The 23848-nt window shown below is 52.6% G+C and carries 27 protein-coding genes and 1 pseudogene; 15 read left to right on the top strand and 13 right to left on the bottom strand.

Going from position 1 to position 23848, the window contains the following annotated elements:
• Window positions 1–32 precede the first annotated feature (32 nt).
• Complete coding sequence (gene mnmE, locus EDC52_RS12040; protein ID WP_131865580.1) at window positions 33–1397, top strand: tRNA uridine-5-carboxymethylaminomethyl(34) synthesis GTPase MnmE; 1365 nt, start codon at window positions 33–35, stop codon at window positions 1395–1397.
• Between the two features lie 391 nt (window positions 1398–1788).
• On the opposite strand, the gene EDC52_RS12035 is transcribed toward mnmE, so the two are convergent.
• The 3 genes and pseudogenes from EDC52_RS12035 to EDC52_RS12025 all read right to left on the bottom strand — a co-directional run bounded on the left by EDC52_RS12035 (window position 1789) and on the right by EDC52_RS12025 (window position 4501).
• The gene (locus tag EDC52_RS12035; protein ID WP_131865579.1) at window positions 1789–2253 is read right to left on the bottom strand and encodes an oxidoreductase; all 465 of its coding nucleotides are present in this window, start codon (window positions 2251–2253) and stop codon (window positions 1789–1791) included.
• Complete coding sequence (locus tag EDC52_RS12030; protein ID WP_230468030.1) at window positions 2253–2954, bottom strand: DUF3800 domain-containing protein; 702 nt, start codon at window positions 2952–2954, stop codon at window positions 2253–2255. The genes EDC52_RS12035 and EDC52_RS12030 overlap by 1 nt, the downstream gene beginning before the upstream one ends.
• Before the next feature lie 1028 nt (window positions 2955–3982).
• Window positions 3983–4501 (bottom strand): annotated as a pseudogene (locus EDC52_RS12025) (NAD(P)H-dependent oxidoreductase).
• Window positions 4502–4585: 84 nt separating this feature from the next.
• On the opposite strand from EDC52_RS12025, the gene EDC52_RS12020 reads away from it, so the two are divergent.
• Window positions 4586–4879, top strand: a complete 294-nt coding sequence (locus EDC52_RS12020) for a winged helix-turn-helix transcriptional regulator (protein WP_131865577.1) — start codon at window positions 4586–4588, stop codon at window positions 4877–4879.
• Between the two features lie 227 nt (window positions 4880–5106).
• Here EDC52_RS12020 and EDC52_RS12015 read toward each other — a convergent pair whose 3' ends face one another.
• Window positions 5107–5973, bottom strand: coding sequence for an aldo/keto reductase family oxidoreductase (locus EDC52_RS12015; protein WP_131865576.1), 867 nt, complete (start codon window positions 5971–5973; stop codon window positions 5107–5109).
• A gap of 98 nt (window positions 5974–6071) precedes the next feature.
• On the opposite strand from EDC52_RS12015, the gene EDC52_RS12010 reads away from it, so the two are divergent.
• A complete protein-coding gene (locus EDC52_RS12010) occupies window positions 6072–6977 on the top strand; it encodes a LysR family transcriptional regulator (protein ID WP_131865575.1) in 906 nt (301 codons plus the stop codon).
• Here the strand turns inward: EDC52_RS12010 and EDC52_RS12005 are convergent.
• Window positions 6952–7470 carry an ArsR/SmtB family transcription factor gene (locus tag EDC52_RS12005; protein WP_131865574.1) on the bottom strand — a complete coding sequence of 173 codons (519 nt, stop codon included), beginning with the start codon at window positions 7468–7470 and terminating at the stop codon, window positions 6952–6954. The two genes, EDC52_RS12010 and EDC52_RS12005, sit on opposite strands and share 26 nt — an antisense overlap.
• A complete protein-coding gene (locus tag EDC52_RS12000; protein WP_131865573.1) occupies window positions 7467–8159 on the bottom strand; it encodes a peroxiredoxin in 693 nt (230 codons plus the stop codon). Before EDC52_RS12000 ends, EDC52_RS12005 begins: the two co-directional genes overlap by 4 nt.
• 255 nt (window positions 8160–8414) lie before the next feature.
• Between EDC52_RS12000 and EDC52_RS11995 the strand changes: the two genes are divergently transcribed.
• Genes EDC52_RS11995 through EDC52_RS20270 form a run of 9 tightly spaced genes read left to right on the top strand, consistent with a single transcriptional unit; the run spans window position 8415 to window position 15786 of the window.
• Complete coding sequence (locus tag EDC52_RS11995) at window positions 8415–9335, top strand: dihydrodipicolinate synthase family protein (RefSeq protein WP_131865572.1); 921 nt, start codon at window positions 8415–8417, stop codon at window positions 9333–9335.
• Window positions 9322–9756, top strand: coding sequence for a GlcG/HbpS family heme-binding protein (locus EDC52_RS11990; RefSeq protein ID WP_131865571.1), 435 nt, complete (start codon window positions 9322–9324; stop codon window positions 9754–9756). The genes EDC52_RS11995 and EDC52_RS11990 overlap by 14 nt, the downstream gene beginning before the upstream one ends.
• On the top strand, window positions 9753–10598 hold the full coding sequence (locus EDC52_RS11985; RefSeq protein ID WP_131865570.1) for an ABC transporter ATP-binding protein: 846 nt from the start codon (window positions 9753–9755) through the stop codon (window positions 10596–10598). Before EDC52_RS11990 ends, EDC52_RS11985 begins: the two co-directional genes overlap by 4 nt.
• The gene (locus tag EDC52_RS11980; protein WP_131865569.1) at window positions 10591–11355 is read left to right on the top strand and encodes an ABC transporter permease; all 765 of its coding nucleotides are present in this window, start codon (window positions 10591–10593) and stop codon (window positions 11353–11355) included. The genes EDC52_RS11985 and EDC52_RS11980 overlap by 8 nt, the downstream gene beginning before the upstream one ends.
• Window positions 11356–11383: 28 nt before the next feature.
• On the top strand, window positions 11384–12418 hold the full coding sequence (locus tag EDC52_RS11975; RefSeq protein ID WP_165911707.1) for an ABC transporter substrate-binding protein: 1035 nt from the start codon (window positions 11384–11386) through the stop codon (window positions 12416–12418).
• A gap of 29 nt (window positions 12419–12447) precedes the next feature.
• Window positions 12448–13623: an LLM class flavin-dependent oxidoreductase gene (locus tag EDC52_RS11970; RefSeq protein ID WP_131865567.1), complete on the top strand. Its 1176-nt coding sequence runs from the start codon at window positions 12448–12450 to the stop codon at window positions 13621–13623.
• Complete coding sequence (locus EDC52_RS11965) at window positions 13620–14912, top strand: LLM class flavin-dependent oxidoreductase (protein ID WP_131865566.1); 1293 nt, start codon at window positions 13620–13622, stop codon at window positions 14910–14912. The genes EDC52_RS11970 and EDC52_RS11965 overlap by 4 nt, the downstream gene beginning before the upstream one ends.
• Before the next feature lie 4 nt (window positions 14913–14916).
• A complete protein-coding gene (locus tag EDC52_RS11960) occupies window positions 14917–15618 on the top strand; it encodes an enoyl-CoA hydratase/isomerase family protein (protein ID WP_131865565.1) in 702 nt (233 codons plus the stop codon).
• A 33-nt stretch (window positions 15619–15651) separates the two neighbouring features.
• Window positions 15652–15786 (top strand): hypothetical protein, encoded by a 135-nt coding sequence (locus tag EDC52_RS20270; protein ID WP_268990353.1) that lies wholly within the window; start codon window positions 15652–15654, stop codon window positions 15784–15786.
• Between the two features lie 95 nt (window positions 15787–15881).
• Here EDC52_RS20270 and EDC52_RS11955 read toward each other — a convergent pair whose 3' ends face one another.
• The 6 genes from EDC52_RS11955 to EDC52_RS11930 all read right to left on the bottom strand — a co-directional run bounded on the left by EDC52_RS11955 (window position 15882) and on the right by EDC52_RS11930 (window position 20078).
• The gene (locus EDC52_RS11955; protein ID WP_131865564.1) at window positions 15882–16187 is read right to left on the bottom strand and encodes a hypothetical protein; all 306 of its coding nucleotides are present in this window, start codon (window positions 16185–16187) and stop codon (window positions 15882–15884) included.
• A gap of 14 nt (window positions 16188–16201) precedes the next feature.
• Complete coding sequence (locus tag EDC52_RS11950; protein WP_131865563.1) at window positions 16202–17467, bottom strand: PTS sugar transporter subunit IIC; 1266 nt, start codon at window positions 17465–17467, stop codon at window positions 16202–16204.
• A gap of 50 nt (window positions 17468–17517) precedes the next feature.
• Window positions 17518–17817, bottom strand: a complete 300-nt coding sequence (locus tag EDC52_RS11945; protein WP_131865562.1) for a PTS sugar transporter subunit IIB — start codon at window positions 17815–17817, stop codon at window positions 17518–17520.
• A gap of 85 nt (window positions 17818–17902) precedes the next feature.
• Window positions 17903–18346, bottom strand: coding sequence for a PTS sugar transporter subunit IIA (locus EDC52_RS11940; RefSeq protein WP_131865561.1), 444 nt, complete (start codon window positions 18344–18346; stop codon window positions 17903–17905).
• A gap of 212 nt (window positions 18347–18558) precedes the next feature.
• Entirely contained in the window at window positions 18559–19119 is a 561-nt protein-coding gene (locus EDC52_RS11935; RefSeq protein WP_131865560.1) for an AAA family ATPase, read from the bottom strand.
• A gap of 11 nt (window positions 19120–19130) precedes the next feature.
• Entirely contained in the window at window positions 19131–20078 is a 948-nt protein-coding gene (locus EDC52_RS11930; protein WP_131865559.1) for a tagatose-bisphosphate aldolase, read from the bottom strand.
• 259 nt (window positions 20079–20337) lie between these two features.
• Here EDC52_RS11930 and EDC52_RS11925 point away from each other — a divergent pair, with 259 nt between their 5' ends.
• From EDC52_RS11925 to EDC52_RS11915, 3 genes are all read left to right on the top strand, one after another.
• On the top strand, window positions 20338–21237 hold the full coding sequence (locus tag EDC52_RS11925; protein WP_131865558.1) for a sugar-binding transcriptional regulator: 900 nt from the start codon (window positions 20338–20340) through the stop codon (window positions 21235–21237).
• Between the two features lie 284 nt (window positions 21238–21521).
• A complete protein-coding gene (locus EDC52_RS11920) occupies window positions 21522–21740 on the top strand; it encodes a DUF378 domain-containing protein (RefSeq protein ID WP_131865557.1) in 219 nt (72 codons plus the stop codon).
• Window positions 21741–21825: 85 nt separating this feature from the next.
• The gene (locus tag EDC52_RS11915) at window positions 21826–22893 is read left to right on the top strand and encodes a bifunctional transcriptional activator/DNA repair enzyme AdaA (RefSeq protein WP_131865556.1); all 1068 of its coding nucleotides are present in this window, start codon (window positions 21826–21828) and stop codon (window positions 22891–22893) included.
• 40 nt (window positions 22894–22933) lie between these two features.
• Here the strand turns inward: EDC52_RS11915 and EDC52_RS11910 are convergent, their stop codons facing one another.
• On the bottom strand, window positions 22934–23722 hold the full coding sequence (locus EDC52_RS11910; RefSeq protein ID WP_230468029.1) for a helix-turn-helix transcriptional regulator: 789 nt from the start codon (window positions 23720–23722) through the stop codon (window positions 22934–22936).
• Between the last annotated feature and the right edge of the window lie 126 nt (window positions 23723–23848).

Genomic DNA, 23848 nt, shown 5'->3' with positions numbered 1-23848 from the left:
CCCGCACCCAAGCTTGGTGCCCGGAGTAAAGCATGAGCCAGACAGATACCATCGTAGCCCAAGCCACCCCGCCGGGACGCGGCGGCGTCGGCATTCTGCGCGTGTCAGGCAGGCTGGCCGCCGAGGTCGCCCGCCAGGTGCTGGGCAAGGTGCCTAAAGCCCGCTATGCGGATTATCTGCCGTTTACCGCCGCCGACGGCAGCACCCTGGATCAGGGCATCGCGCTCTATTTCCCGGGCCCTCATTCCTTCACTGGCGAGGACGTGCTGGAACTGCAGGGCCATGGCGGCCCGGTGATACTCGATTTGCTGATTCATCGCATCCTGGGGCTGCCAGGGGTGCGTATCGCCCGTCCAGGCGAGTTCTCGGAGCGGGCTTTTCTCAACGACAAACTGGACCTGGCCCAGGCCGAAGCCATCGCCGATCTTATCGATGCCAGCTCAGCCCAGGCCGCACGCTCAGCGGTCAATTCTCTGCAGGGGGTATTTTCCAGCCGCGTGCACCAGATGGTGGAAGCACTTACTAACCTGCGTATTCACGTTGAGGCCGCTATTGATTTCCCTGATGAAGAAATCGATTTTCTTTCCGATGGAAAAATTGAAGCCAAACTTTTAAGCGTAATGGCCGAGCTGGCGCAGGTCCGGGCCGATGCCCATCAAGGAAGCCTGCTGCGCGAAGGCATGAAAGTGGTGATTGCCGGCCGCCCCAATGCCGGTAAATCCAGTCTGCTCAATGCCCTGGCGGGCCGTGAAGCCGCTATCGTCACCCCTATTGCCGGTACCACTCGCGATGTGCTGCGCGAACACATCAACCTGGATGGCATGCCCTTGCATATCATCGATACCGCCGGCCTGCGCGAGTCCGGCGATGAAGTAGAACGTATCGGCATCGCCCGCGCCTGGCAGGAAATCGAGCAGGCAGACCACGTCCTGCTGATGGTTGACGGCACCACTACCGCCCAGAGCGATGCCGATATGCTGTGGCCTGAATTTATCGCTCGCCTGCCGACCGCGCTGCCGCTGACGGTTATCCGCAATAAATCCGACCTGACCGGTGAACCTACGGCGTTAAGTGAAGTGAATGGTCACTCACTTGTTACCCTTTCGGCCTCTTCCGGCCAGGGTATCGAGTTGCTGAAAGCCCATCTGAAAGCCTGTATGGGCTTTGACGGCAATACCGAAGGGGGTTTTCTGGCCCGCCGCCGCCACCTGACTGCGCTGGATACCGCCGCCCGGCACCTGGAGGAAGGCAAAGATCAGTTAGTGAGTGCTTATGCCGGCGAACTGTTGGCGGAAGAGCTGAGGCTGGCGCAGCAGGCGCTTAGCGAAATTACCGGGGAATTTTCATCGGATGATCTGCTGGGCCGGATATTTTCGAGCTTTTGTATCGGGAAGTGAGTCCAGTTCCGTGGATATGCACCCCGTTCTGCTAATCCCATATGACTGATTGTTTTATGGGATTTTTATTTCTATTTAGGTCTATTCCCTTTAGTTAAGAGCTGTAGCCCCCTGAATTTAGTCTTATCGCTTAATGGAGTTCTTTGGCTAAAATACAACCAACGGCAGGCTCATCATGAAGAAAGCGCGTTTCACTGAAACTCAGATCCTGCAGTCCTGAATGTTGAAGGTAGTCGCTTACTGACCGCCTTTATCCCTCGAACAAAGAATTGACTTTCAGCTTTGGATTGACTAAAGACTTAGATTTATCTATAGTATGGATGTCTCATCTACCATGTGTAGAAAGAGCGTACGAACCCGGTGCATAGCAATGTGTATCGGGTTCAGCTTTTTAGAAGCCCGACGATCTCGCTCTGCTTTTAGTAAGTTGGCGTCGTTTGCCGCTTGTTGTAACAACATATGCAGTCTTCAAAAGCCAGTAATCACGGCGAGCAGACAAAATTACAACATAATCCTCATATTCGTTCCAGATAACACATTCAGGTTTGTTTGCTCTTCTCTCCTCCCAACACGATACATCCTCATGATTACAGTACTGAATCATATGAGCTACCCAACGTATCCTTGCACAGCGCGCAAGATCAGGAATTCTTTCCTCTTCTCGTTCCCCTTCCGAGGTTAAATGCCAAAAACCAAATTCTTTACCATCATATTCAGGGGTATATCTTGGAGCTACGGGCAATCCGCGAAAACGGATACCGGCATTTAAAAAAGAAATCCTAAACTCCGCATATACATTATTGATATATGAAGGCCAGTCACCATCAAAGGTTATGAGATCAGGCATAACCAGCATCAGCGAGACTCCCAAACAAAAACGTTAAATTTTCGTTCAGTTGGCAGAGTACTTCTTAAAAGATCTCGGTGTGTGTTCTGCCTTATCCTTTCAATTATCTGCATTTTACCTTTGTTTTCGGTGAGACCTCGATGGAGATAACCGAGGGCGCCAATAATAAGGTCCGTAATTTGCAATTGTTGTACTTCGTGTGAGCGGATGTGCTGAATACGCTCAATTGACTCTCGATTAAAATCGTATCTGGCGTTATGGAGAACACTGCGCAGCTTTTCGATTTTTTCAATGCCTAAAGTATCTTTGATATCTATGTAGATACGATATAAATTTTGATTTTCAATAATATTATTAAGCACATAGAAAAACATCTTGTAGTAAAAAACATTATGATCTTGCTTAAAACGTTGATGGTCCAGTCTGCTTTTATTGGGTACGACCACTGCTCTGAAACACAATGCAGGATTGGAAAAAAAATAATCAATAACCTCTAAATAAAAATCAATTTTACCGCGCGAAACTTTTGTCCACTTGATTTCAAAATCAGGGCTTAGTCCATGGGATACTTTTATGCCCCTGATATCCCTACCAATTTTTTTAGTTATTGCGTCTGGGCACCAAACAGCACCGAGCACCATAACCTCATGATGATCGTTTAAAAGATGGCAGGATTCATCGCAAAACACGTTATACGTCTTGGCGTTCAAAAGACAGCCTCCAATCTGGTAACTTGAGCAGTTTCGCCGAAAATTTAACTAAGTTCAATCTATTGTCACAAACTAAGTAAACTGAGAAGAAATTGACAGAACCAAGTTCAACATGACTAAACTCTGTAGAGAACGGAATTTTAGGATAATTGCATTATTATCTCTATTAAAAAAACTTAAGAGGATACACATCTATTACCACAAACACATATGTCAAGTATGTGTAAGTCATATTAGTCGATACGCCAGCTGCAAAGGGGGTTCCACAAAATCCATTCAAGGGCGGTTATGAAATGGTAAGGCTAACGCGCGGCGTTTATCATTCCCCCGCTTCTTCATATAAACAAGTTATAAGATAGAAGCAGGGGGTTGGACAGAAACTATAGTCACTTCCAGCCCAACTCGCTCATTAAGCAGATGGCGAACTCGCCTTGCCGTTCGATATTGACCTGACGATACTGACTCCCTTGCCCCACAATACTTATTTGGCAATATACGGAACCGTTATGGGCCATTGAGGCATGCTTGCCTTTATACAGACTCATTCATGTTTGTTTGTTGTGGTTTATTAGCGGTTTTTTTTTCAGATTAATGATATTGGCCGAGTTTTCGTGGCCCAGCTATTGTCGACACCCAGGCAGTCCACCTTTCGGGGTATTCTTTTATCAGCGAGTGGCGGGCCGGCAGGATGTCGCAATAACTCGCCCAGATTAAGTGAAGCAAATAGCAGTAAAATTACAGAGTTTACTGCTGGTCTTTTTTGTGTAAAAAAATAGGCCCATCGCATAAAAACACAATAGTAGATATCTATAATATTCATCAGAATATAATCGTTTTATAACTTCTGTATTGGCAGTGACGGCCGATTAATACGACCACACTGACCCGCTCCGTCCGCAGCCCATTTTGGGCAGCCGGATTTTTTCCTTCAGCTAAAAAGAGAGCTTGGACACTTTAGGGCTGGAATGTACCGCCTCCGCTTCCCCACTTATGCCGCACAAAAGGACTGTATTGCGGCGCAGCCGGTTTTAGCCGCAAATCATTATCGAAATCTTCATTACGGTTAAAGGGCACTTCCGGCCATTGTGGGCACAGGCTTGCTCAGAGGCGCCGGCGCTGACGGTCAGCAAGGCCTGTTTACCTTGCATAACGCCATTGTCATGCCGGTGACGGCTATCATATAAACCGCCATAGACAAATACGCGATCCATCCAGCCCTTCAGAATAGCCGGCGCCCCAAACCACCAGAACGGGAACTACCGTATCAGCCTGTCGGCTTGCTGTAGGAGATCTATATAGCGCTGGATGTCGGGTGGTAACCGCTTTACCTTCCAGTGCTGTCGCTGCGCCTGCATCGGATCGAACCGCTGCTCATCCTGTCTGGCAGGATAGTGTCCGGCGCTTTCACGCGGATCAAAATCTTCCTGATACAGATCGATATAATCTACCCGGTGGCCCTGGGCTGAAAACAGTTGATCTGCCTGGTCTGATAGATGAGCATTGAAGGAATGAGGCTCGGGATGGGCAAGGATTATTAATACATTCATACGGTATCTCACCATCGGTAATGTACGGGTATCCTGTTTTGTTGTGGCGGGTTTTGCAATTACGCACTTTGAGGTAACCATAGTATGGCTTTCCCTGGCGATGTGTATTCCAGTAAATGTTCGGCGCGGGATGCGCTGGGATTGATTTCCGGTAAATGGGTGATGCTCATTCTGCTCGCCCACAGCCCACTGCGTAACGGCGACTTATTACGGCGAATAGACGGTATTTCGCAAAAAGTGCTGACCCGGACATCACGGCAATTGGAGCAGCACGGGCTGATTGAAAGGCATGATTATCAGGAAAAGTCGGCCCATGTGGAATACCGGCTGACCGCCGTTGCCCATTCACTGGTGGATACGCTTTGTGCGCTGGACTGATGGGCGGAATATAACTTCCCTGCCCTGGACGCAGCCAGGGAAGAATATGATGCCAGCGCGGAGAATCGCCGGAATAATTAACCCCGCTTTATATTATGCAGCACGGTTTGAAAACCCTATGCTGAAAAAACCAGCTCTATTGAGCAAAAATTGAATATCGCTGTGCAAGGATAAACCTCCTTTGCTGTTGCCGTATTAACCGGGCACCCGTGTCCGGTTTCTTACTCTTACTGGCCCACATTTTCCAGCCGATCTACATCCTGCCGCGAGAGCTGCACGTCAGCCGCCGCCAGATTCTCTGCCAGATGGGTCAGCGATGAGGTACCCGGAATCAGCAGAATATTAGCTGAACGCTGCAGCAGCCAGGCAAGGGCCACCTGCATAGGCGTGGCATTCAGCCGGCCGGCGACTTCATTGAGCACGTCGGACTGCAGCGGTGAAAATCCGCCGAGCGGGAAAAACGGCACATAAGCGATACCCTGGGCGGCGAGTAAATCAATCAGGGCATCATCCTGGCGATTAGCCAGATTATAGAAATTCTGCACGCAGGCTATGGTGGTGATCTTCTGGCCATCGGTAATCTGGGTCGGGGTCACATTACTCAAGCCGATATGACGAATCAGGCCACGCTGCTTGAGCTCAGCCAATGCCGTCAGCGGCGCTTCCAGCGACCCTTCCCGGGGATGATGAATATCCAGCATGCTGCGCAGATTGACCACATCCAACTGCTCAAGCCCAAGATTACGCAGGTTATCCTCCACCGCCTGGGTCAGCTGTTCTGGCGCGGAGGCCGGAAGCCAGCCGCCCTGATCATCCCGGAATGCGCCGACTTTGGTGACGATGCACAAATCGTCGGCATAGGGATGGAGTGCTTCTCTGATAAGCCGATTGGTAATGTGCGGACCATAAAAATCTGAGGTATCAATATGATTTACCCCAGCAGCCAGCGCCTGTTGCAACACCTGTAAACTGGTGGCTTTATCCCGGGGGGGACCAAACACACCTGGGCCCGCCAGCTGCATGGCGCCATAGCCGATACGCTTGACCTGCCGGTCGCCTAAAGGGTAACGGTCGTTTGAATCAATTTGGGTCATAATGGCTTACTCCTCTGTGGTAGAGGATTTATTGTAGGTGGGTAAAGCCTGTGCGACTATAGGGTTAAAAGTCGACAGGTTGTACGGGATTTCGAACAATGAGTATGGATCTGGCATTGCTTAATGCCGTTATCGCCGTCGCCAAAGCCGGCGGTTTTCGTGAGGCCGCCAGAGCGACCAACAGTAACCCATCCCGCTTGAGCGATGCGGTGCGCCGCGCCGAGCAGCAGCTCGGCCTGCGGCTGTTCCATCGAACCACCCGAACCGTGATGCTGACCGAAGCCGGCAAAGCCCTGCTGGATAGACTGCTGCCCGCCATGACCGAGGTAGAGGCCGCACTGGACGCAGTCAATAAATTCCGCACTACCCCGACCGGCACGCTACGCCTGAATGTGCCGGTCAGTGCCGCACGCCTGGTATTGCCCGCCATCGTCCCGGCTTTCCTGGCCCGCTATCCGGAAATCCAGTTGGAAATCATCGCCGAAAGCAATGTGGTAGATATCTTCCAGGCAGGCTGCGACGCCGGTATCCGCTACGATGAACGCCTGGAGCAGGATATGATTGCCGTACCTATTGGGCCCCGGGTACAGCGATTCGCCATCGCGGCAGCCCCCTGCTATCTAGACCGCAAAGGTCGGCCGCAGCATCCCCGGGAGCTGCTGGACCATGCCTGCCTGCGAGGGAAATATGCCAGCGGTATCATGGCCGAATGGGCGTTTGAAAAAGACGGTGAAATTATCAAGCTGCAGCCTGCCGGGCCGCTGATTGTCAGCATTGGAGCGGCAGTTGACCTGGCGGTGGAAACGGCGATCGCCGGACTGGGCGTGGTACAGCTATTCGAGCAGTGGCTGCGTCCGCACATCGAGGCGGGTCAGCTGGAGCCTATTCTGCAGCCTTGGTGGCAGGATTTTTCCGGCCCTTATCTTTATTACCCAGACCGGCGACTGGTGCCTACTCCCCTGCGGGCCTTTATCGACTTTATTCGCGAGCTGCCGGAAAGCTGACGGTGGCAAAGATCAATGCATCGCCCTTATCAAGCTGGCCGGACTTCTGTCTGGCGCCCGGCTTAGCTATCGTCGCGCTATCAACCGGTAGCCGATCCCGCTTGCTGTGCTGAAGGTCTATCGCCGGGGCGGCCAGGTTGTCATCCGATGGCGATGCCTCGATAGCGGTTCGCCGGTCTGCCTGCGGCTTCTCGCTGCCCTTAATAACCGCCGCCAGTGCTGAAATCAGCTGCAATGGCAGTTGGGGATTGATTTCATAGGTCACCGACTTGGCCTCCCGGGTCGAGTGGACAATGCCGGCGTCACGCAGCACCGCCAGGTGCTGGGATAAATTAGGCTGCTTAATCCTCAGTATCTCCTCCATCGCCGATACGGTCTGGGGCTCGGGCAACAGCAGCAAGGCAATATGCAGCCTAATGGGATGGCCCAGCAACCGCAGCAGCACAGCGGCTTCGGCGATACGCGAATTGACATTCAGCTGTTCGGTACTCATTGCTGACGTCCAGCGCTTGGCGATAGGGGATTACTGCAGGTTTTGTAATACCAGTCCGGAGCCTGGGTATCACCGAGACGGGCGCGGGCGCCTTCAATCGTCCGGGGCGGAGGAACGATAGTATCGTCCCCCGACTGCCACTCGGCTGGCGTATAGAACGGTACTTCATAGCTCAGCTTGATGGCTTCCAACTGCCTGAGCTGTTCCTGTACCGAACGTCCGGTGGAGATCGGATACCAGTTAATCGACTGAATTACCCCTTCAGGATCAATCAGAAACGTTCCCCTGACCGTACCGGAGGAATGCGAGTGCCTTGGCAGCATGCCGAAGGCTCTGGCAACAGACATGGAAGGGTCTTCTATCAGCGGAAAGGGAATATCAATATCAAAATTCACCTTGATGCTGTTTAGCCAGGCCAGGTGTGAGTAAAGACCGTCAACCGACAGCGCCAGCAGTTGGCAGTTAAGCGCCTCAAAACGGTGGGCGCTGCGGGCGAAAGCAATTAGCTCACTGGTGCAGACCGGCGTGAAATCGGCCGGATGGGAGAAAAGCAGCACCCAGCGGCCGCGCAGTGCTTTCAGGCTGATATCGCCATGGGTTGATCGGGCAGCAAAATCCGGCGCTTCATCGTATAAAAACGGTGCCGCCATATACGAAGAGGACGACGCCTCTGAGTCGGGTCGGGACATAGTCTGGTATTCCTTAGGACAAGCCTTATACATTCAATATCCCATATATGACCAACCTTCTCCAGCGATATTCCCGTTCTGTTATGCTTAAAGATGCAAAGCAAATGCCTTTTTCATTGTTTGCATATGAATATGATTAAGTGATAGTGACGCCAAGCACATTCTCCTTTTCTCGCGAGGGGCCTGCGCGACAGCGGCCGGTTTATTGTTAGCCGCATTCTTATATAGCAAAGCGATTAACTGATAAGAATCTTTATGCCTAATGACACCCCTGGACTAATCGTCCCGCCACTGACCCCGTTTGATTCAGAGCTGCGCATTGACGAAGGGCTGCTGCAGCGCCAGGTGGATTATGTGGTGGAAGAATGCGGCGCCACCATGGTGGTAGCAGCCGGTGTAGAAGCTCAGGAATACGCCTGCCTGACCCTGGCACAGCGCAAATGGCTGATCGAAAAAACCATCGAATTCGTTGATGGCCGTCGCCCGGTGATGGCCGGTATATCCCATCCCTCCTTCAAGGTGGCGATTGAGCTTGCGGATCACGCCGCCGCTGTCAGCGCCTATGGCGTTCAAATTCTGGCCCCGCTGCGGCCGTTTGGCGGTGCGCCCGACAGCGCGGATCTGATCGGTTATTTCACGCGCATCCTCGGCGAAACGGCCTTGCCGGTCATGCTGTATCTTAATGCCGGCCCGGGAGCCGATCTATCGGTCGACACCACCGTGGAGCTGGCTAAGCTTGAGGGAATAAAATACATCAAAGAGAGCTCCCGGGATTTGTCCCGTGTCTCGCGCCTTATCCAGCAGATCGACCACGCCGGCCTGGCCCGCTATTACACCACTATGCAAATGCTGCTTATCACCCTCGAACTGGGTGGCTCGGGTGCGACCATGCCGCCGCCGGCAGCAGCCATCGGCCGCAAACTGATCACTGCCTATCAGCAGGGTGATATCGAACAGGCCCGGCGATTGCAGCAACAGTTCTCCCGCTTTCCGTCCCAGTGGATGCATCACGGTCTGACGCCAGTAATGAAAGCCGCCATGCAATGGCTTGGCAACACCGCAGGTGACCCCTACCCGCCTTACAAGGCCTTGGCTGGCGACGATCGCCAGACGCTGGAAGATTACCTCAATACCACTGATTTAACAGCTGAGGAGACATCCCATGCTCAACGTTAAGCGCCTGTCGGTCGAAGAAGCGGACTGGCTGATCGCTGGCGCAGTCTTTGCCTCGCGCGAGCAAGATATCCCTATGTGCATCGCCGTCACTGACGAGTCCGGCCACCTTATTGCCTTTCGCCGCATGGACGGGGCCAAAATCACCAGCATTTCCATTGCGGTCGATAAAGCTTTTACCGCGGCAGCGGCCAGAAAGCCAACCCATATCTATAACCAGCTTTGCGTCTCCGGCCAGCCGACTTTCGGCATTCATATCACCAATAATGGTCATTTTTCCATTATCGGCGGCGGACTGCCGGTGACCGTCGATGACCAAATTGTCGCCGGTATCGGTATCAGCTCAGGCACGGCGGAAGAGGATCGCAAGGTAGCCGAAGCGGCTCTGGCATACTTTTATCTGCAATCAGAGTACACGCCATGACCACACAGGCAGCCGATATACACCTGGCAGACCCGTTGACCAGGCATCGTGACCCGGCATTGGCTATCGAAGCGCTTGATTTTCAGGTCGGGCAGCACACGCGCCCGGACCAGAGCGTGGAAATTCTGCGTAACGTCAGCCTCAGCATCGAGGCAGAGGAATTCGTTAGCATCGTCGGCCCCAGCGGTTGCGGCAAAAGCACGCTGCTCAATTTTATCGCCGGCCTGACACCGATACAGTCCGGTAAAATCACCATCGCCGATCATCCGTCGGGCGGCCCGAGACTGCTGGGCTATATGTTTCAGCAGCATGGCCTGCTGCCATGGCGCAGCGTGCTGGATAATGTGGCGCTCGGTCTTGAAATCGCCGGCGTCGACAAGCAAGAGCGCGTTGCCAGGGCCGGTAAAATGATTGCCGAAATGGGGCTTACCGGTTATGAGCATCATTTTCCCTCTGAGGTGTCGGGCGGTATGTGCCAACGGGTATCACTCGCAAGGACCTTGGTCACCAATCCGGATATTATCCTGATGGACGAACCTTTTGGCGCCCTTGACGCCCAGACTCGGATCTTTATTCAGGAAATGTTCAATCAATATTGGGAAACCCATCGCAAAACCGTGCTGTTCGTGACCCATGACCTGTCCGAAGCAATTTTCCTGTCTGACCGCATTCTGGTGATGGGAACCCGGCCTGGACGCGTTGTTGCGGAATACCGGGTCGAAATACCGCGTCCGCGCCGGTTCGACAGCCTGCGAACCTCGGCCAGTTTCAATCAACTGCTGGGCGACATCTGGCAAGACATCAAGACCCACACCCAGTTAGGAACGGCGCATCATGACTGAATATCGATTGATACGCCTGCTGCAGGCCTCAGTGTTGATAGGGGGACTGGGCCTTTGGGAACTGGGGGTCAGGATAGGGCTTATCAATCCTTTCTGGATAAGCAGCCCGGCATTGCTTGCCGACGCCTTCTGGCAATCCCTGCTTAGCCACGATATCACTTTTCATTTAGGCGTCACGCTGATCGAAGCGCTGTCTGGCCTGCTCGCCGGTAGTCTGGTCGGCGTGCTGCTCGGGCTGCTGCTGGGCATGAGCCGGCTGATAGGGGCCACCCTCGAACCGTTTATCATCGCCTTGAACAGTTTACCTCGCGTGGCGCTGGCTCCGCTTATCGTGATGTTCGTCGGTATCGGCTTTGCCTCCAAGTTCCTACTGGCTTTCTCGTTGGTGGTGGTACCAATGATGATCAACACCTATGAAGGCATCAAATCCGTCGACCAGATTCAGCTCAATTTGATGAAAGTCATGCGGGCCAATCGCTGGCAGCTGTTCTTTAAGGTGCTGCTGCCCAATTGCGTCCCATGGCTGCTTTCGGGCCTGCGAATTTCCCTTTCATTCGCCATTATCGGCGCCATCGTCGGAGAATTCATCTCCGCCCGCGCCGGGATTGGTTACATGATGGATGAAGCCGCCGGCGGCTTCGATACCACCGGCATGCTGATGCCGCTGCTGGTGCTGATGCTGGTTTCTTTCGGCTTAGACCGGGTGATTCTGGCGCTTTCCCATCGTTTTTTACACTGGCGTCGGCCTGCCCGCTGACCGGTTAATGCTTTTTACAGGAGTCGTTATGAAACACATTTTGTTATCAGGCCGGGCCCTTGCCTGGTCAGGCGCGGCATTCCTCCTGGCCGGTATGTCTATCGGCCAGGCAACTGCCGCCGAAAAACTGCATATCGGCGTCTCAAACCGTTCACTGCTCGGGCTGCCGGTGCTTATCGCCAAGGAAAAAGGCTTTTTCGAGCAACAGGGGCTGGATGTGTCCATTGATTACTTTGCCGGCGGGGTGCCGGCGACCGCAGCCCTGATTGGCGGATCGGTGCAGTTTATTGATGCGGCATTCGAAAATAACCTTAAAGCGGTGAAAAAAGGCCAGGACATCGTCAGCATCGCTAACCTGCAGACTGATTTTGCCGGGGCGGTAGTAGTGCGCCGGGATGTGGTGAAACAGCTTGGCCACCCGCCGGGTATCGCCGACCTGAAAGGGCTACGGGTCGGCACGCTGGCGCGAGGTGGATTTGCTGATGTATCAATGCGTTATATAGCACAAAGCGCCGGCCTGGATCCGGAAAAGGATATCAGCCTGATCCCCATTAGAGGTGCCGACCGCCAACTTACCGCCGGTGAAGCAGGTGAGATCGATGCGGCATTTGTGATGGAGCCGTGGAACGTCATCGCGGTAGAGGGCTCAGGCAAATGGGACTATGTGCTCGACCTGACCAAAGGCCAGGGGCCCGATGTCTTCCAAGGTCTGGGCTACACCACGCTGCAAACCACCCGCGACTATATCGCCGACCATCGGCAAACCGCCGAGGGGGTGGTTAGAGCGCTGGTCGCCTCATTACAGTACATCGTCGACCCGGCCAATCTGAACTCAGTAGCCGAAATCGCCAACCAAGAATACGGTAATCCCGGCGTGGCCATCATCGAAACCTCCCTTGAGCGTCAGCGTCACACCTTCTCACCGGCGCTTTCCCAAAGTGCGCTGGACAAAACCGGCCATTTGCTGCTTGAAAGCAAATCTATTCAGCCGCCGTTACCGGCTTTCAAGGATGTGGTCGATAGCTCGTTTAAACCGCTTTGGGATAGCTTCAAAGCTGAATAATGTTAACTTCGCCCCCGGAGAGCCCTTTTATGACGCAGCAGACTTCCCAACGCCACACCCGGCCCGGACCACTGGATGATGCCGATAGCCCGCTGGCCAAAGCCGCCAGGCAACCGTTAATGCTGGGCCTGTTCCTGCCTACCCAGACCGGCGGATTTTCCCAATCCACCTATCCGCGCGGCACCGATTGGCAATTTGAATACAATAAGCAGCTGACACTCAGTGCTGAAAAGCACGGCTTTGATTTTGTCTTCAGCCTGCAGCAGTGGGTCCCCAAAGGGGGCTTCGGCGGTGAAGCTCACTACCGGGAAAATTTCCTGGACCCATTTATCACCACGGTAGCGCTCAGTTCGATAACCACCAGCATCATGACTATTTCAACGGTTAATGTGTTGTACGGTAACCTGCATCCACTCTATCTGGCGCGTTTTGCCGCTACGGCCGACCATATCGCCCAGGGGCGTTTCGGGCTGAATATCGTTACCGGTTACGATGCCAAAGAGCCGCTGATGTTCGGCATGGACAGACTGGACCATGATGCTCGCTACCAACAGGCCGGCGAGTTTTCCGAGATCATGGAACGGCTATGGGAAGGCGAAGATAACCTGACTTTTGACGGTAGATTTTATCAGTTGCAGGATGCCTGGGTTTCGCCGCGCCCGCGCTACGGTCGGCCGATTATGGTCTCGGCCAGCGCCTCTGCCGCCGGCTTTGCCTATGCCGCAGAGCACTCGGACATTGTGTTCACGTCAAGCCCCGCCGGAGCGGTGTTTGAACAGGCGATCGAGGCCCTGCCGGCCCATACGCAGGCGATACGCGAGCCTTACCACCGGTTGGGCCGAGACACCAAAATCATCATCTTCCCGCTGATTATCTGCAAGCCGACTCGCCAGGAAGCTTTTGCTTACCGTGACGCTATCGTCGAGCGCGCCGACAGGGAGTCGATTCAGGCCTATACCGCCCGGCACAGCGGTGGCGATGCCCATGGCTGGAAACAGCATATTCCGGCCGACCGCATCCTCGGCGGGCATATTCAGATTATCGGCTCACCTGAAGAGGTGGCCGATGCCCTGGAGAAACTGCATCAGGCTGGTATTGATGGTGTCCAGCTGGGCTTTTATGACTATGTGCCGGAGCTGGCATTTTTTGCCGAGCAGGTACTGCCCCTGCTGGAAGCGCGAGGATTGAGGCTGGGCAGGCAATGAGTGCCGGCCTTATCCTTAACGTCACCGTCCTGGGACTGGGCATGCATCCTGCTGCCTGGCGACTGGGGGAACGGCCGGCCACCGCCTATTTTGATCCCGGCTATTTCCAGGATATCGCCCGCTGCGCCGAACAGGGCAAACTGCATGCGGTGTTTTTGGCCGATACGTTGGCTGCTGGAGAAGAAGCATACCAGCGACCCAATCTGGGCGCGATGGATCCGGTAGCGGTGCTGTCGTCCATGGCCGCCATCACCCGTCATATCGGCCTGGTAGGGACGGCCTCCACTACCTTCAATGAACCGTTCAATCTGGCCAGGCGTTTTATGACGCTCGATCATCTCAGCGCTGGCCGGGCCGGATGGAATATTGTCACCACCTTTGTGCCGGATGTGGCGGCCAATTTCGGCCAAAGCGCACTGCCGGCCGGCACTGCCCGCTACCGGCGAGCAGAAGAATTCGTCGATGTGGTTTCAGCCCTGTGGCAGAGCTGGCAGCCGGGCGCCATTATCGGCGACAAAATCAGCGGAGAATTTGCCGACCCGCAGCGGATCGGCGCTATCAACCATCAGGGAGAACATTTCCAGGTACAGGGGCCGCTGACCCTGCCTCCTTCGGCACAGCGTCACCCGGTGCTGTTCCAGGCTGGCGCATCAGAACCGGGGCGAAATCTGGCCTCGCGAACGGCGGATGTGGTGTTTACCGCTCAGAACACCCTTGGCAGCGCGCGGGAATTTTATCAGGATATCAAACTGCGTGCCTGCGCCAGGGGGCGCTCGGCCAATAGCATCAAGATTTTACCGGGACTGATGCCAATCATCGGCGGGTCAGAGCGTGAAGCCATAGCGCGCAAACAACAGTTGGACCTGCTGGCTGGTGACAGCGAACTGAAAAAACTGGCGCTGCGCCTCGGCGTACAGGCTACAGATCTGCACCTGGATGAGCCGCTGCCGGTAGAGAAAATTATCGCCAACAGCGATTTTCGCGGAGCGGAAGGTTTCCGATCCGCCGCCTTGCGCCTGGCGCGGGAAGAGCATCTGACGGTGCGGGAGCTGCTTTATCGTAACGGCGGCGGGCATATGCAAGTCATCGGCACTCCACAGCAGGTGGCAGATCTTGTCCAACGCTGGTTTCTTGCCGGCGCTGCCGATGGCTTTAACCTGATGATTGACAGCCTGCCCGATGGGCTGCACCGCTTTATAGAATCTGTAGTACCCATCCTGCAAAAACGGGGGCTGTTTCATACCGATTATGCGGGGAATACGCTACGAGAGAACCTGGAACTGGATTAACACTATGATTGAATACAATTTTGATGGCCAAGTTGCAAGACTGACAATTAACAGCCCGCATACCGATAACCGGTTTACCCGGCAATTGATGCTGGACTTTATCGCTGGCATAAAGCGCGCCGGCGAACAACAGGCGGAGATCCTGGTCATCGCCGCCAAGGGAGCTGATTTTACCCTGGGCCGTGACCAGAAAGAGCGGCTACCCGAGGTTCCTTTACGCGATAATTTAAACCTTATTCTTACCGCCAATGAACAATTACGTCAGTTTCCGGGTATCAGCATTGCGCTGATCCAGGGGCGGGCGCTTGGCTTTGGATCAGGTATCTCACTGCACAGCACCCTTTCTATCGCCGCCCAAAGCGCACATTTTGGTTTTGATGAAATCGACCACAACCTGGCGCCGTTGATTGTGGTGGCGTATCTGCCCTACTTCATACAGCCACGTATTGCCGAGGAACTGGTACTGACTGGACGACAGGTGGCGGCTGATGAAGCCCGAAGCATCGGTCTGGTGACCCGGGTCGTCGCCGATGATCAGTTGGCGCTGGCCGGCGAAGAACTCGTCAGCAGCATCAAGGGAAAATCGGCGGCTGCGCTGCGTGTCATTCGCCGCTATACCCAGCAGCTGCCCGGTTATCCTTCAGCCACGCTCAATCGTCAGGCCGTCGACGATTTAGCTAGCTGGGTTGAACAGGGAAAACCTTGAAGGTGATACGCGCGCTGACGCTAACGTCGGCAAATGACCTGCGCGTTAAGCGGCGCGCTGGCCTGGCGGGCAATACGCAACGGCACCCTCATTATCCCGGCACTGACGCTGAAACCGGGGATCGCCGCCGGTGAGTCAGGCTTTGCTGTCCATGAGTCAACAAAATGAAGATCCGGCTTTATGCGGGTCGCTTTGGCGAATCTGCATCGGTTTGCCGTAATATAAACGCATCCTTGCGTATCAATCTAGCCAGGCAAAGATGCCTAAAATCCATAGCGGATGGCGTCTTTGCTTTTTTGCATCAGTTGATCGATTTTATCCGAAAACAGCTCAAGCCCTTTTGCATCCCTGGCTTCAGAGCATTGCCGTCGTCTCACGTTATACGCCTTCATCAACTGGGCCTGAGCAAAGCCGGGTTTACCGTAACACTCCATGCTTTTTTCCCAGCAGGCAATGGCCTGGTCGGTCTCACCCCGCTCGCTGTAATCCTTACCCAACTGATTAAGTGCATCAGCACACTCTTTGGGCGGTAACTGTTGCTCCAGGATAGCCTCTATATAAGTAGACATAGCATCTCCATCAATTAATAAAAGAAATTCAGGATATGGCCAAAGAGTAGACCGACGCTGATAACGTCTGAATCACTGAAGGTCACGTTAGCGAAACCATATTGTCCCAGTAACGGTAATAACAGGGCCGGCAGCAAGGTAATAAACAGCCCATGAAAGATACCGCCGATAATCGCCCCTCGCCTGCCGCCTACCGCATTGGCAAAAATGCCTGCCGTACCGCCGGCAAAGAAATTGGTCAGCATGCCAGGCAGGATCATCGCAAGCCCCACCCAGGGAAACAGGAACATGCCGATGACAGAACCAATAGTCGTCGAAATAAAACCGATGATCACCGCATTGGGTGCGTAAGGAAACAATACCGGGCAGTCCAGCGCTGGAACAGCATTAGGCACAATCCGCAGTGCAATACCGCGAAATGCCGGCACTATCTCGGCCAGTAGCAAACGAACACCCGATAACAGCACATAGACGCCCACCACAAACTGCACCGACTGCATGAATGCATAAACCAGATAGTTCACCCCATCAGCGAAGGGCGCGACGACCTCCGGGCCGGCGGCAATAGCTGGAATCAGGTAAATAGGGAACATCACGATCATCATCGACAGGTAAGTATCCTGCAGAAATGAAAATGACTGGGGCAGTTCGAAGTCCTCGGTGCTTTTACTGCTGTCGCCGGTGACCTTGGCCACCCCCGCCTGGACGATATAGCCGATGGTACAGAAATGCCCCAAAGCAATATCATCCGAACCGGTTATCTTGCGCACGATGGGCTGGGCCAGCGCGGGCATACATACCGCCATCAGTCCGGCTAGCACACCACCGATAACAATCAATTCAGCACCGCGTAATCCACCCATATAGCCAATAACCGAACACACGGTCGCCATCCATAAAGAAGCCTGCCCGGTCAGGAAAATATACTTATAACGTGTAAAACGCGCTATCAAGATATTGACACAGAAAGCGAGAACCATAATTAATGCGGTTTCTCTGCCGAGCGTCTGCTGGGCAATGCCGGCGATGGATCCCACATCTGTGACCACCCCACGCATATTAAAACCTTTCTGGAAAATTTCACCCAGAAAATTCAGAGCATTGACGATGATATTGGCACCAGCCAGCAAAACTAAAAATCCCAGCAGGGTTTTCAGAGTACCGGTAATGACTTGCCCAGGGCTTTTCTTAAGGGCAATAAGCCCTATCATGGCGATAAGCGATATTAATATAGACGCCTGCCCCAAAATATCATTAACAATAAAATGAAGGAAAGACATATTCTAAGTCCCCTATAACATTCACCATATCGGATACTAAAAAAATATAATTAACTCAGGTAGCCTTTATCTTGTAATACCGGGGTAAGCTTGCTTATTATTTCTTTTTTGTCTACGAGTCTTTTGAGATAGATAATATTTGCATTGATGGTGTAATGCTGAAACTGGGAACGGAAATTTTCTCCGGTCACGATGATATCGGCCCGGCTTGATGTCGCACTTGAAATATCGCAGTGAGAGAGGTCGGCTTCAACGCCAAGTTCTTTTAAAGCAGCCTCGATGCTCATCTCACAGGCAAAACTGCTGCCTAACCCTGCCCCGCACACTGCCATAATAGATAATTTTTTCATAGCATATTCCTTCGGTTATGAACTATTGCCCAGCATTGTGCCGCCACAGGCAATAATGGCTATTAATACACTCTTATTAGCATTTTCAAAATTGACGGATAATTTCTAGAACCTCCAACTTGCTAGTGGCATTCTTTAACTGGTTTATTTTCTGATCGTCGCAAAATAAATGTGAAAGACCGGCAATCATATCAATATGTGAATGACTATCTATTGCAGACAATGCAAACACGATATACACCGGATCATTTTCTTCACTGCCAAATTCGACACCTCCGGAAATAATCAACAATGAAAGTGCGGTCTTATTAACGCCCTCCTCTGGTCTGGCATGAGGCATGGCAATACCTTCGCCTAAAACATAATATGGCCCGATTTGCTCATGCAGGGTAAAAATAGCATCGAGATATCTCTGCTCAACCGCTTTTGTGGTAATTAGTGGACGTACAGCGGTTTCAACTGCATCGCGCCAGTTTTTTACATAAGGAATTAATTCAATATTACCTTCATTAATCCAGTCAGTTAACATAACAGAGGCTACCTCGATGAACACATATTTAAATGAGTATACTTTTCTCGAAATCTTAAAACTGTGATCTAATCACTGCTATATAATATTAACAACCTATTAATTTCGGAAAAATAACAAATTTCCTATAGCATAATCGGAAACTCTACGAATCGGTATTGAATCGAACATTGAATCCCCCTTTTTTAAACATCGCTTTACAGATGCTCAGATTAAAATATCAGGTTTTCCTCTAATGCTTCGGTGATCCATTTATAGACGCTGTCCATATCCAGCGGCGTCGTATGTTCTACCGTCAGAAATGGAGTAAGCATCATCGGCTCTGCTCTGGCGGCCAGGGCAACCAGTTCTGGGATATATTCCTTGCCGGGATGGCCAGGTAAACGTTGATCCAGACGAGCTTGATAACGATTTGCAGCGGTTGCTGCAGATATCTTGCACCATATTTCAGCCCCATGACGCACATTGGCCTGCAAAAGATAATGGTGAAGAAGCTCTTTAGGCTGAAACCCAAACCAGGCATCGATAATAAAAGTGGTTCCGGCAGGCGCATCGGCAACAATCGACCAGATAGCCTGGTAACTTGCCTTGCCCAGTAAACGGTTGAATTCTCGATCTACCCCCTCGATTCTTTCAAGAAAAGGATTCTTGATGGAGTCCAGTGAAAGTACCGGCCAGGTGGTGCGTTCTGACAGAGCGGCCGCGAGCCGGCTTTTCCCCGACGCGGGTATGCCATTGACCAAAACAACGCGCTTCCCGGTTTCGACTGCCATGGCGGCTCCTGTTACTGTTGAGAGTGAGTATGCCCGGCGGTGGTCGCTACCGTTTGCCCGGCGGGGACATAATACTGATGAATAACCGATTGCAGTTCATTCAACCGTGGAACAGCCAGGGTTTCAAGCTTGGTTCGAGTCTGGTCGCGATCCAGTGAAATGCAGTCCTTCCACAGAGAACGGCCCGCAATCACCCCTGATGCGCCGTTGCGAATGGCATCTGCGACCTGCGTGACAAAAGTGCTGTGATCCACACCGGCTGATAATACCGCCCATGGCACGTCACCAGCCAGGCGAGTGATATCGGCGCAGACCTGGGCCGACCCCGGATAGGGTAATTTAAGCACCTTTGCTCCGCATTCCAGGGAAATCCGCGTCCCACCGCGAATCAAGTCCGGGAAGCGGTCCCGATATTCTTCCTCGGTTTCGTTTTCGAGCGGATAGGTAAGAAATTCCACCACCAGCAACAGATCCTCGCGGCTGAAATCCTCTATGCACTGGCGTAAAATAGCGATGTTGTGCTGATTAGCCTGTTCCTGGTCTGAACGGAGATACACCATGATCTTACCGCCGGTCGCTCCCAGCTCTCTCACCCGGCGGGCATTAATACCCGGCACTAGCCTGGATAACCGATAGCCTTCCGGTGAGGTATCCCAGCCTGAAGCATCCAGGCCAATCAACAGCGCGGTATCCCTGGCGATGATGCCATCGTCCACCAGCTGCGGGACAGCACACACCGGATCAACCAGCACACAGGAGGCTTTACTTGCAAGGTAACGCGTAATATCCGCCTTTATTTCCCCCAATGCATGCTCGGAAATTCCCGCCTGCTGCTTGGGATCGCTGGCCAGCAGGCTGCGCATGGCGCCGCGCTGATCACAGGCAATCACCAGCATGGCTCCGTTGGTACCGCATATTTGCTGATATCCCCGTAATTCTGATGTGGACATTTTAGACATCTTTCTCTCCTGAGTTGATGAGTTCTGCAGTGTTTACCGCTACCGGGGCCGCCCTATCCCTACGGTGGAAAAGGGTGGTAATTTCCCTGCCATAGCACGGCAGATAAGGCTTGTGCACCGTCGGCACTGATTGCAATTTCATGCCTATTGAGCAATAATTCCCCAATCGACGATTTGAGTGTAATACATTGCAGAAAGGAATTTCAAGCTGAAAGAGCCTCTTTTACAAGATATCGCGACAACACGTGCGATGATGCACATGGTTGCCAAGCTGCACTATCAGTCAGATATGTCCCAGGTAGACATCGCCAAAAAGCTCGGCGTCTCTACGGCGACGGTTTCCCGATTACTGAATAAAGCGCGGGCGGCGGGCATTGTACGTATAGAAGTGATTGAACTGACGTCGCCTGAAAATATGACCGCTGATCTTATCCAGCGACTGAATCTCAAAAACGCCGCCGTGGTTGACACCCCCCCCACCAATGTTCTGGGGGCGCTGGCAGCACCGCTGGCCTCGCTGTTATTACAGGCGGGCCTTAAGGCGGGTTCTGTGCTGGGTATTGGGTGGGGCCGCGCCGTTCGGGAAGTGACCCTATCCGGATTGCCGCGGATACCGGGAATACTGACAGTGGCCCTGAATGGCGGCATGCAGCAGGCTGCTCCCCACTTTCAGATCAATGAATTTGTCCGACTGGCAGCGGAACAAATGGGCGGCACGCCTTATTTCTTGCACGCGCCTTATATATCCTCGGCTGAACTGCGCGATGCGTTCCTCAGCGACCAAAGCGTAAAAGAAATTACTTCCCTATGGCACAGACTGGATGTCGCTATTGTAGGGGTGGGTCTGACCCATGCGCCGAGTGCTGGCGGTGAAACCAGTACTGCGACGCCTGGCGAGCAAGCCCTGAGCCAGGCTGCGGGAGACGTGCTTCGCCACTATGTTACCGAGGCAGGTGAAATTCTTCACTGGGAAGGGGAACAGAGAATGCTGGCGGCCTCCGGGGAACAACTGCGTAATACCCCGCTGACCATAGGTGTGGCGGCTACACCGGAAAAAGCGGCGGGGATTATCGGGGCAGTACGCTCAGGGATGATCAATTCGCTGGTAACTGACGTCAATACCGCACAAGCTATTCTGGACAGACTACCGGCCGATTAGCCTTTTCGGCTGTACGGGCCCATTGGGCCTCCTGGTATATGAACGATTCCGCCTGACCAGTGCCCAACCAAATCCTGCGTGAACAGCCCTTAGCGCCGGCGACCTAAACAGGCCTTTGCGGTTAAAAAAACACTATTGTCTTTAATATCAGTATGGTCGGGTCTACTAGCGGCTAAGCTCAGAATGTAAGCAAGCGCATACTATAACGTGTGGTTGCCGGATAATTATCTTGCCGGCAACGCTATTGTTGCCGACAGGCAAAACACTTCTGATGCTGAGGCCTAATGAAAACTCTTAATATTGTTGTACTGGTGCTGCTCATCGTGGGCGGGATCAACTGGCTGCTGGTCGGGCTGTTCCAGTTCGATCTGGTTGCCGCCATTTTTGGCGGACAACTGGCCATGCTGTCACGGATAATCTATACCATCGTCGGTATCTGCGCACTTTACGCCATCACTTTCTTGCCGAAAATCGCGCATTTCCAACATGTGAATCATCACTGAATATCAACGCCCGAAAAATGGCGCAAAATCGGGCGACATTCCTTTACACTTAGACTCATCTCTTGCCTGACAGTGAGCTGAGTCTATGCTTTTCGATTTGCCCAGTGATGACCTGCTGTATGCCGCCCTTGTTGCTCGCGATCCAGTTTATGACGGTTTCGCCTTTGTCGGCGTCAAAAGCACCGGCATTTTTTGCCGGCTGACGTGTGCTGCCCGCAAGCCCAAAAAAGAAAACACGGTGTTTTTTCCAACGGTGGTTGGCGCTATGGAGGCGGGTTACAGACCCTGTAAACGCTGTCGCCCCCTGGCGTTACACAGTGAAAGAGATCCGGTGGTGTCAGTGCTGCTCGAGCGGCTTGAAAGTGAACCTGAAAAGCGCTGGTCCGAAGAGGATATCAAAGCCCTGAAGCTGGATCCTTCAACCGCCCGGCGCGCTTTCAAGCGACAGTTCGGTGTTACCTTCCTTGAGATGGCGCGCTTACGCCGGCTGAGCAGAGGTATCGATGTTATTGCCTCGGGGGATAACATCATTGCAGCCCAGCTCGAAGCCAGTTACGAATCAGGCAGTGGATTTCGCTCCGCCATCGCCCGCTTGATTGGTACCGCTCCCAGCCGCGCCAGGCAACTGCAGTTTCTTCATGCGCACTGGATAGAGACACCGGTAGGTTCAATGCTTGCCGTTGCCGATAGTCAGTCGCTTTACCTGCTGGAATTTTTTGATCGTAAAGGGCTGCCTAATGAACTGGTCAAACTCAAGGCGTTAACCGGTTCCGAAATCATCATGCAGAAAAACCCGGTGATTGACCGCATTGAACAAGAACTCAATGGCTACTTTAGCGGCCGGCAAATCCATTTCGACACACCGCTGGTACAAAGCGGTACGCTGTTTACCCGTACGGTCTGGGATGCGCTCAGGACCATTCCGCTGGGAACAACCGAAAGCTATTCTTCTCTGGCGGCCATGATTGGCCATCCCTCATCTACCCGCGCAGTTGCCCGTGCCAATGGCGCCAATCAAATCGCCATTGTTGTTCCATGCCATCGGGTCATTGGCGCCAATGGTTCCTTAACTGGCTATGCCGGCGGCCTGTGGCGCAAACAATGGCTGCTTGAACATGAACGCCGGATGCTGCTTGGCCAGCCTGGGGAATAGCCTTCCCGGCAGAGAGGGCCGCCGGGCCCTGACCCGACTCTCATGGTTCCTGATGAAGTGTGTGATAGAAATCACCGTTGCCGGAGGTTACCACCCGACTGCCGGGCCGAAAAAAACGCTGAGGAATATAGCGATCCAATCCATTTAGTCGGCAAAATTCAATCAACTGACTCAGAGAATGTACATCAGCCTTCTGATAAATCATCAGCAATTTATTTTCGATGGTTCGGTGCGATAAATTAAGCTTCTTTGCTATACATTTACTACTCATTGATTGCATAGCAAAGAAAATAACGTCTAACTCACCGACGGAGAAAATATTTACCGGAGGATAAAAGCAAAACGTGGCAGGGACATCACCATTGATATGTTTTATCAGTGAGATATTTTCGAATCTGCGCGCATGAAAAATGGTTCCAATACACTTACCGGTTTTTTCGTCAAATAACGGAAACTTATCAAAAAAATAGGGCTGAAGTAATTGCTCCTTTCCATATCGATGGATCTCGAGCGTACACAATCTGTCTTTGAATTTTATCGTGCTTCGATCATGCTCTTTGAAAAATCTCGCAAACACCGCTATCGAAGCAGGGAGCTCATCATCAAACTGCCCTTCTATACTGATAGATAGCGGATCGATGTTAAGTAAATCATAATATGCCCTATTCACATATACATATTTAGAGTCCACATCCTTCACCCCCCATGGCTCATTAGAGTTCTCCCAGAGAATAAGCAACTGAGGAGATATACGCACAGGGATTTCGCTAAATTTTTCAAAATTGCATTTCATCTGCCTTCTCATTTGTATATCATCCAGTAAATTCATGTTTAAAAGCCCTTAGAACATATAATAATTATACTTGCAGGGATTATATCGGCTGCAAGGCCAATTAGATTACCATGTAGACAAATTTTAATCATAATTGCTTTAGTCAGTCAATATAAACGCAGC

Source organism: Biostraticola tofi (assembly GCF_004343195.1).
GTDB lineage: Bacteria > Pseudomonadota > Gammaproteobacteria > Enterobacterales > Enterobacteriaceae > Biostraticola > Biostraticola tofi.
The sequence above is the reverse complement of the archived record's forward strand: the minus strand, read 5'-3'. Positions and strand labels throughout refer to the sequence as shown.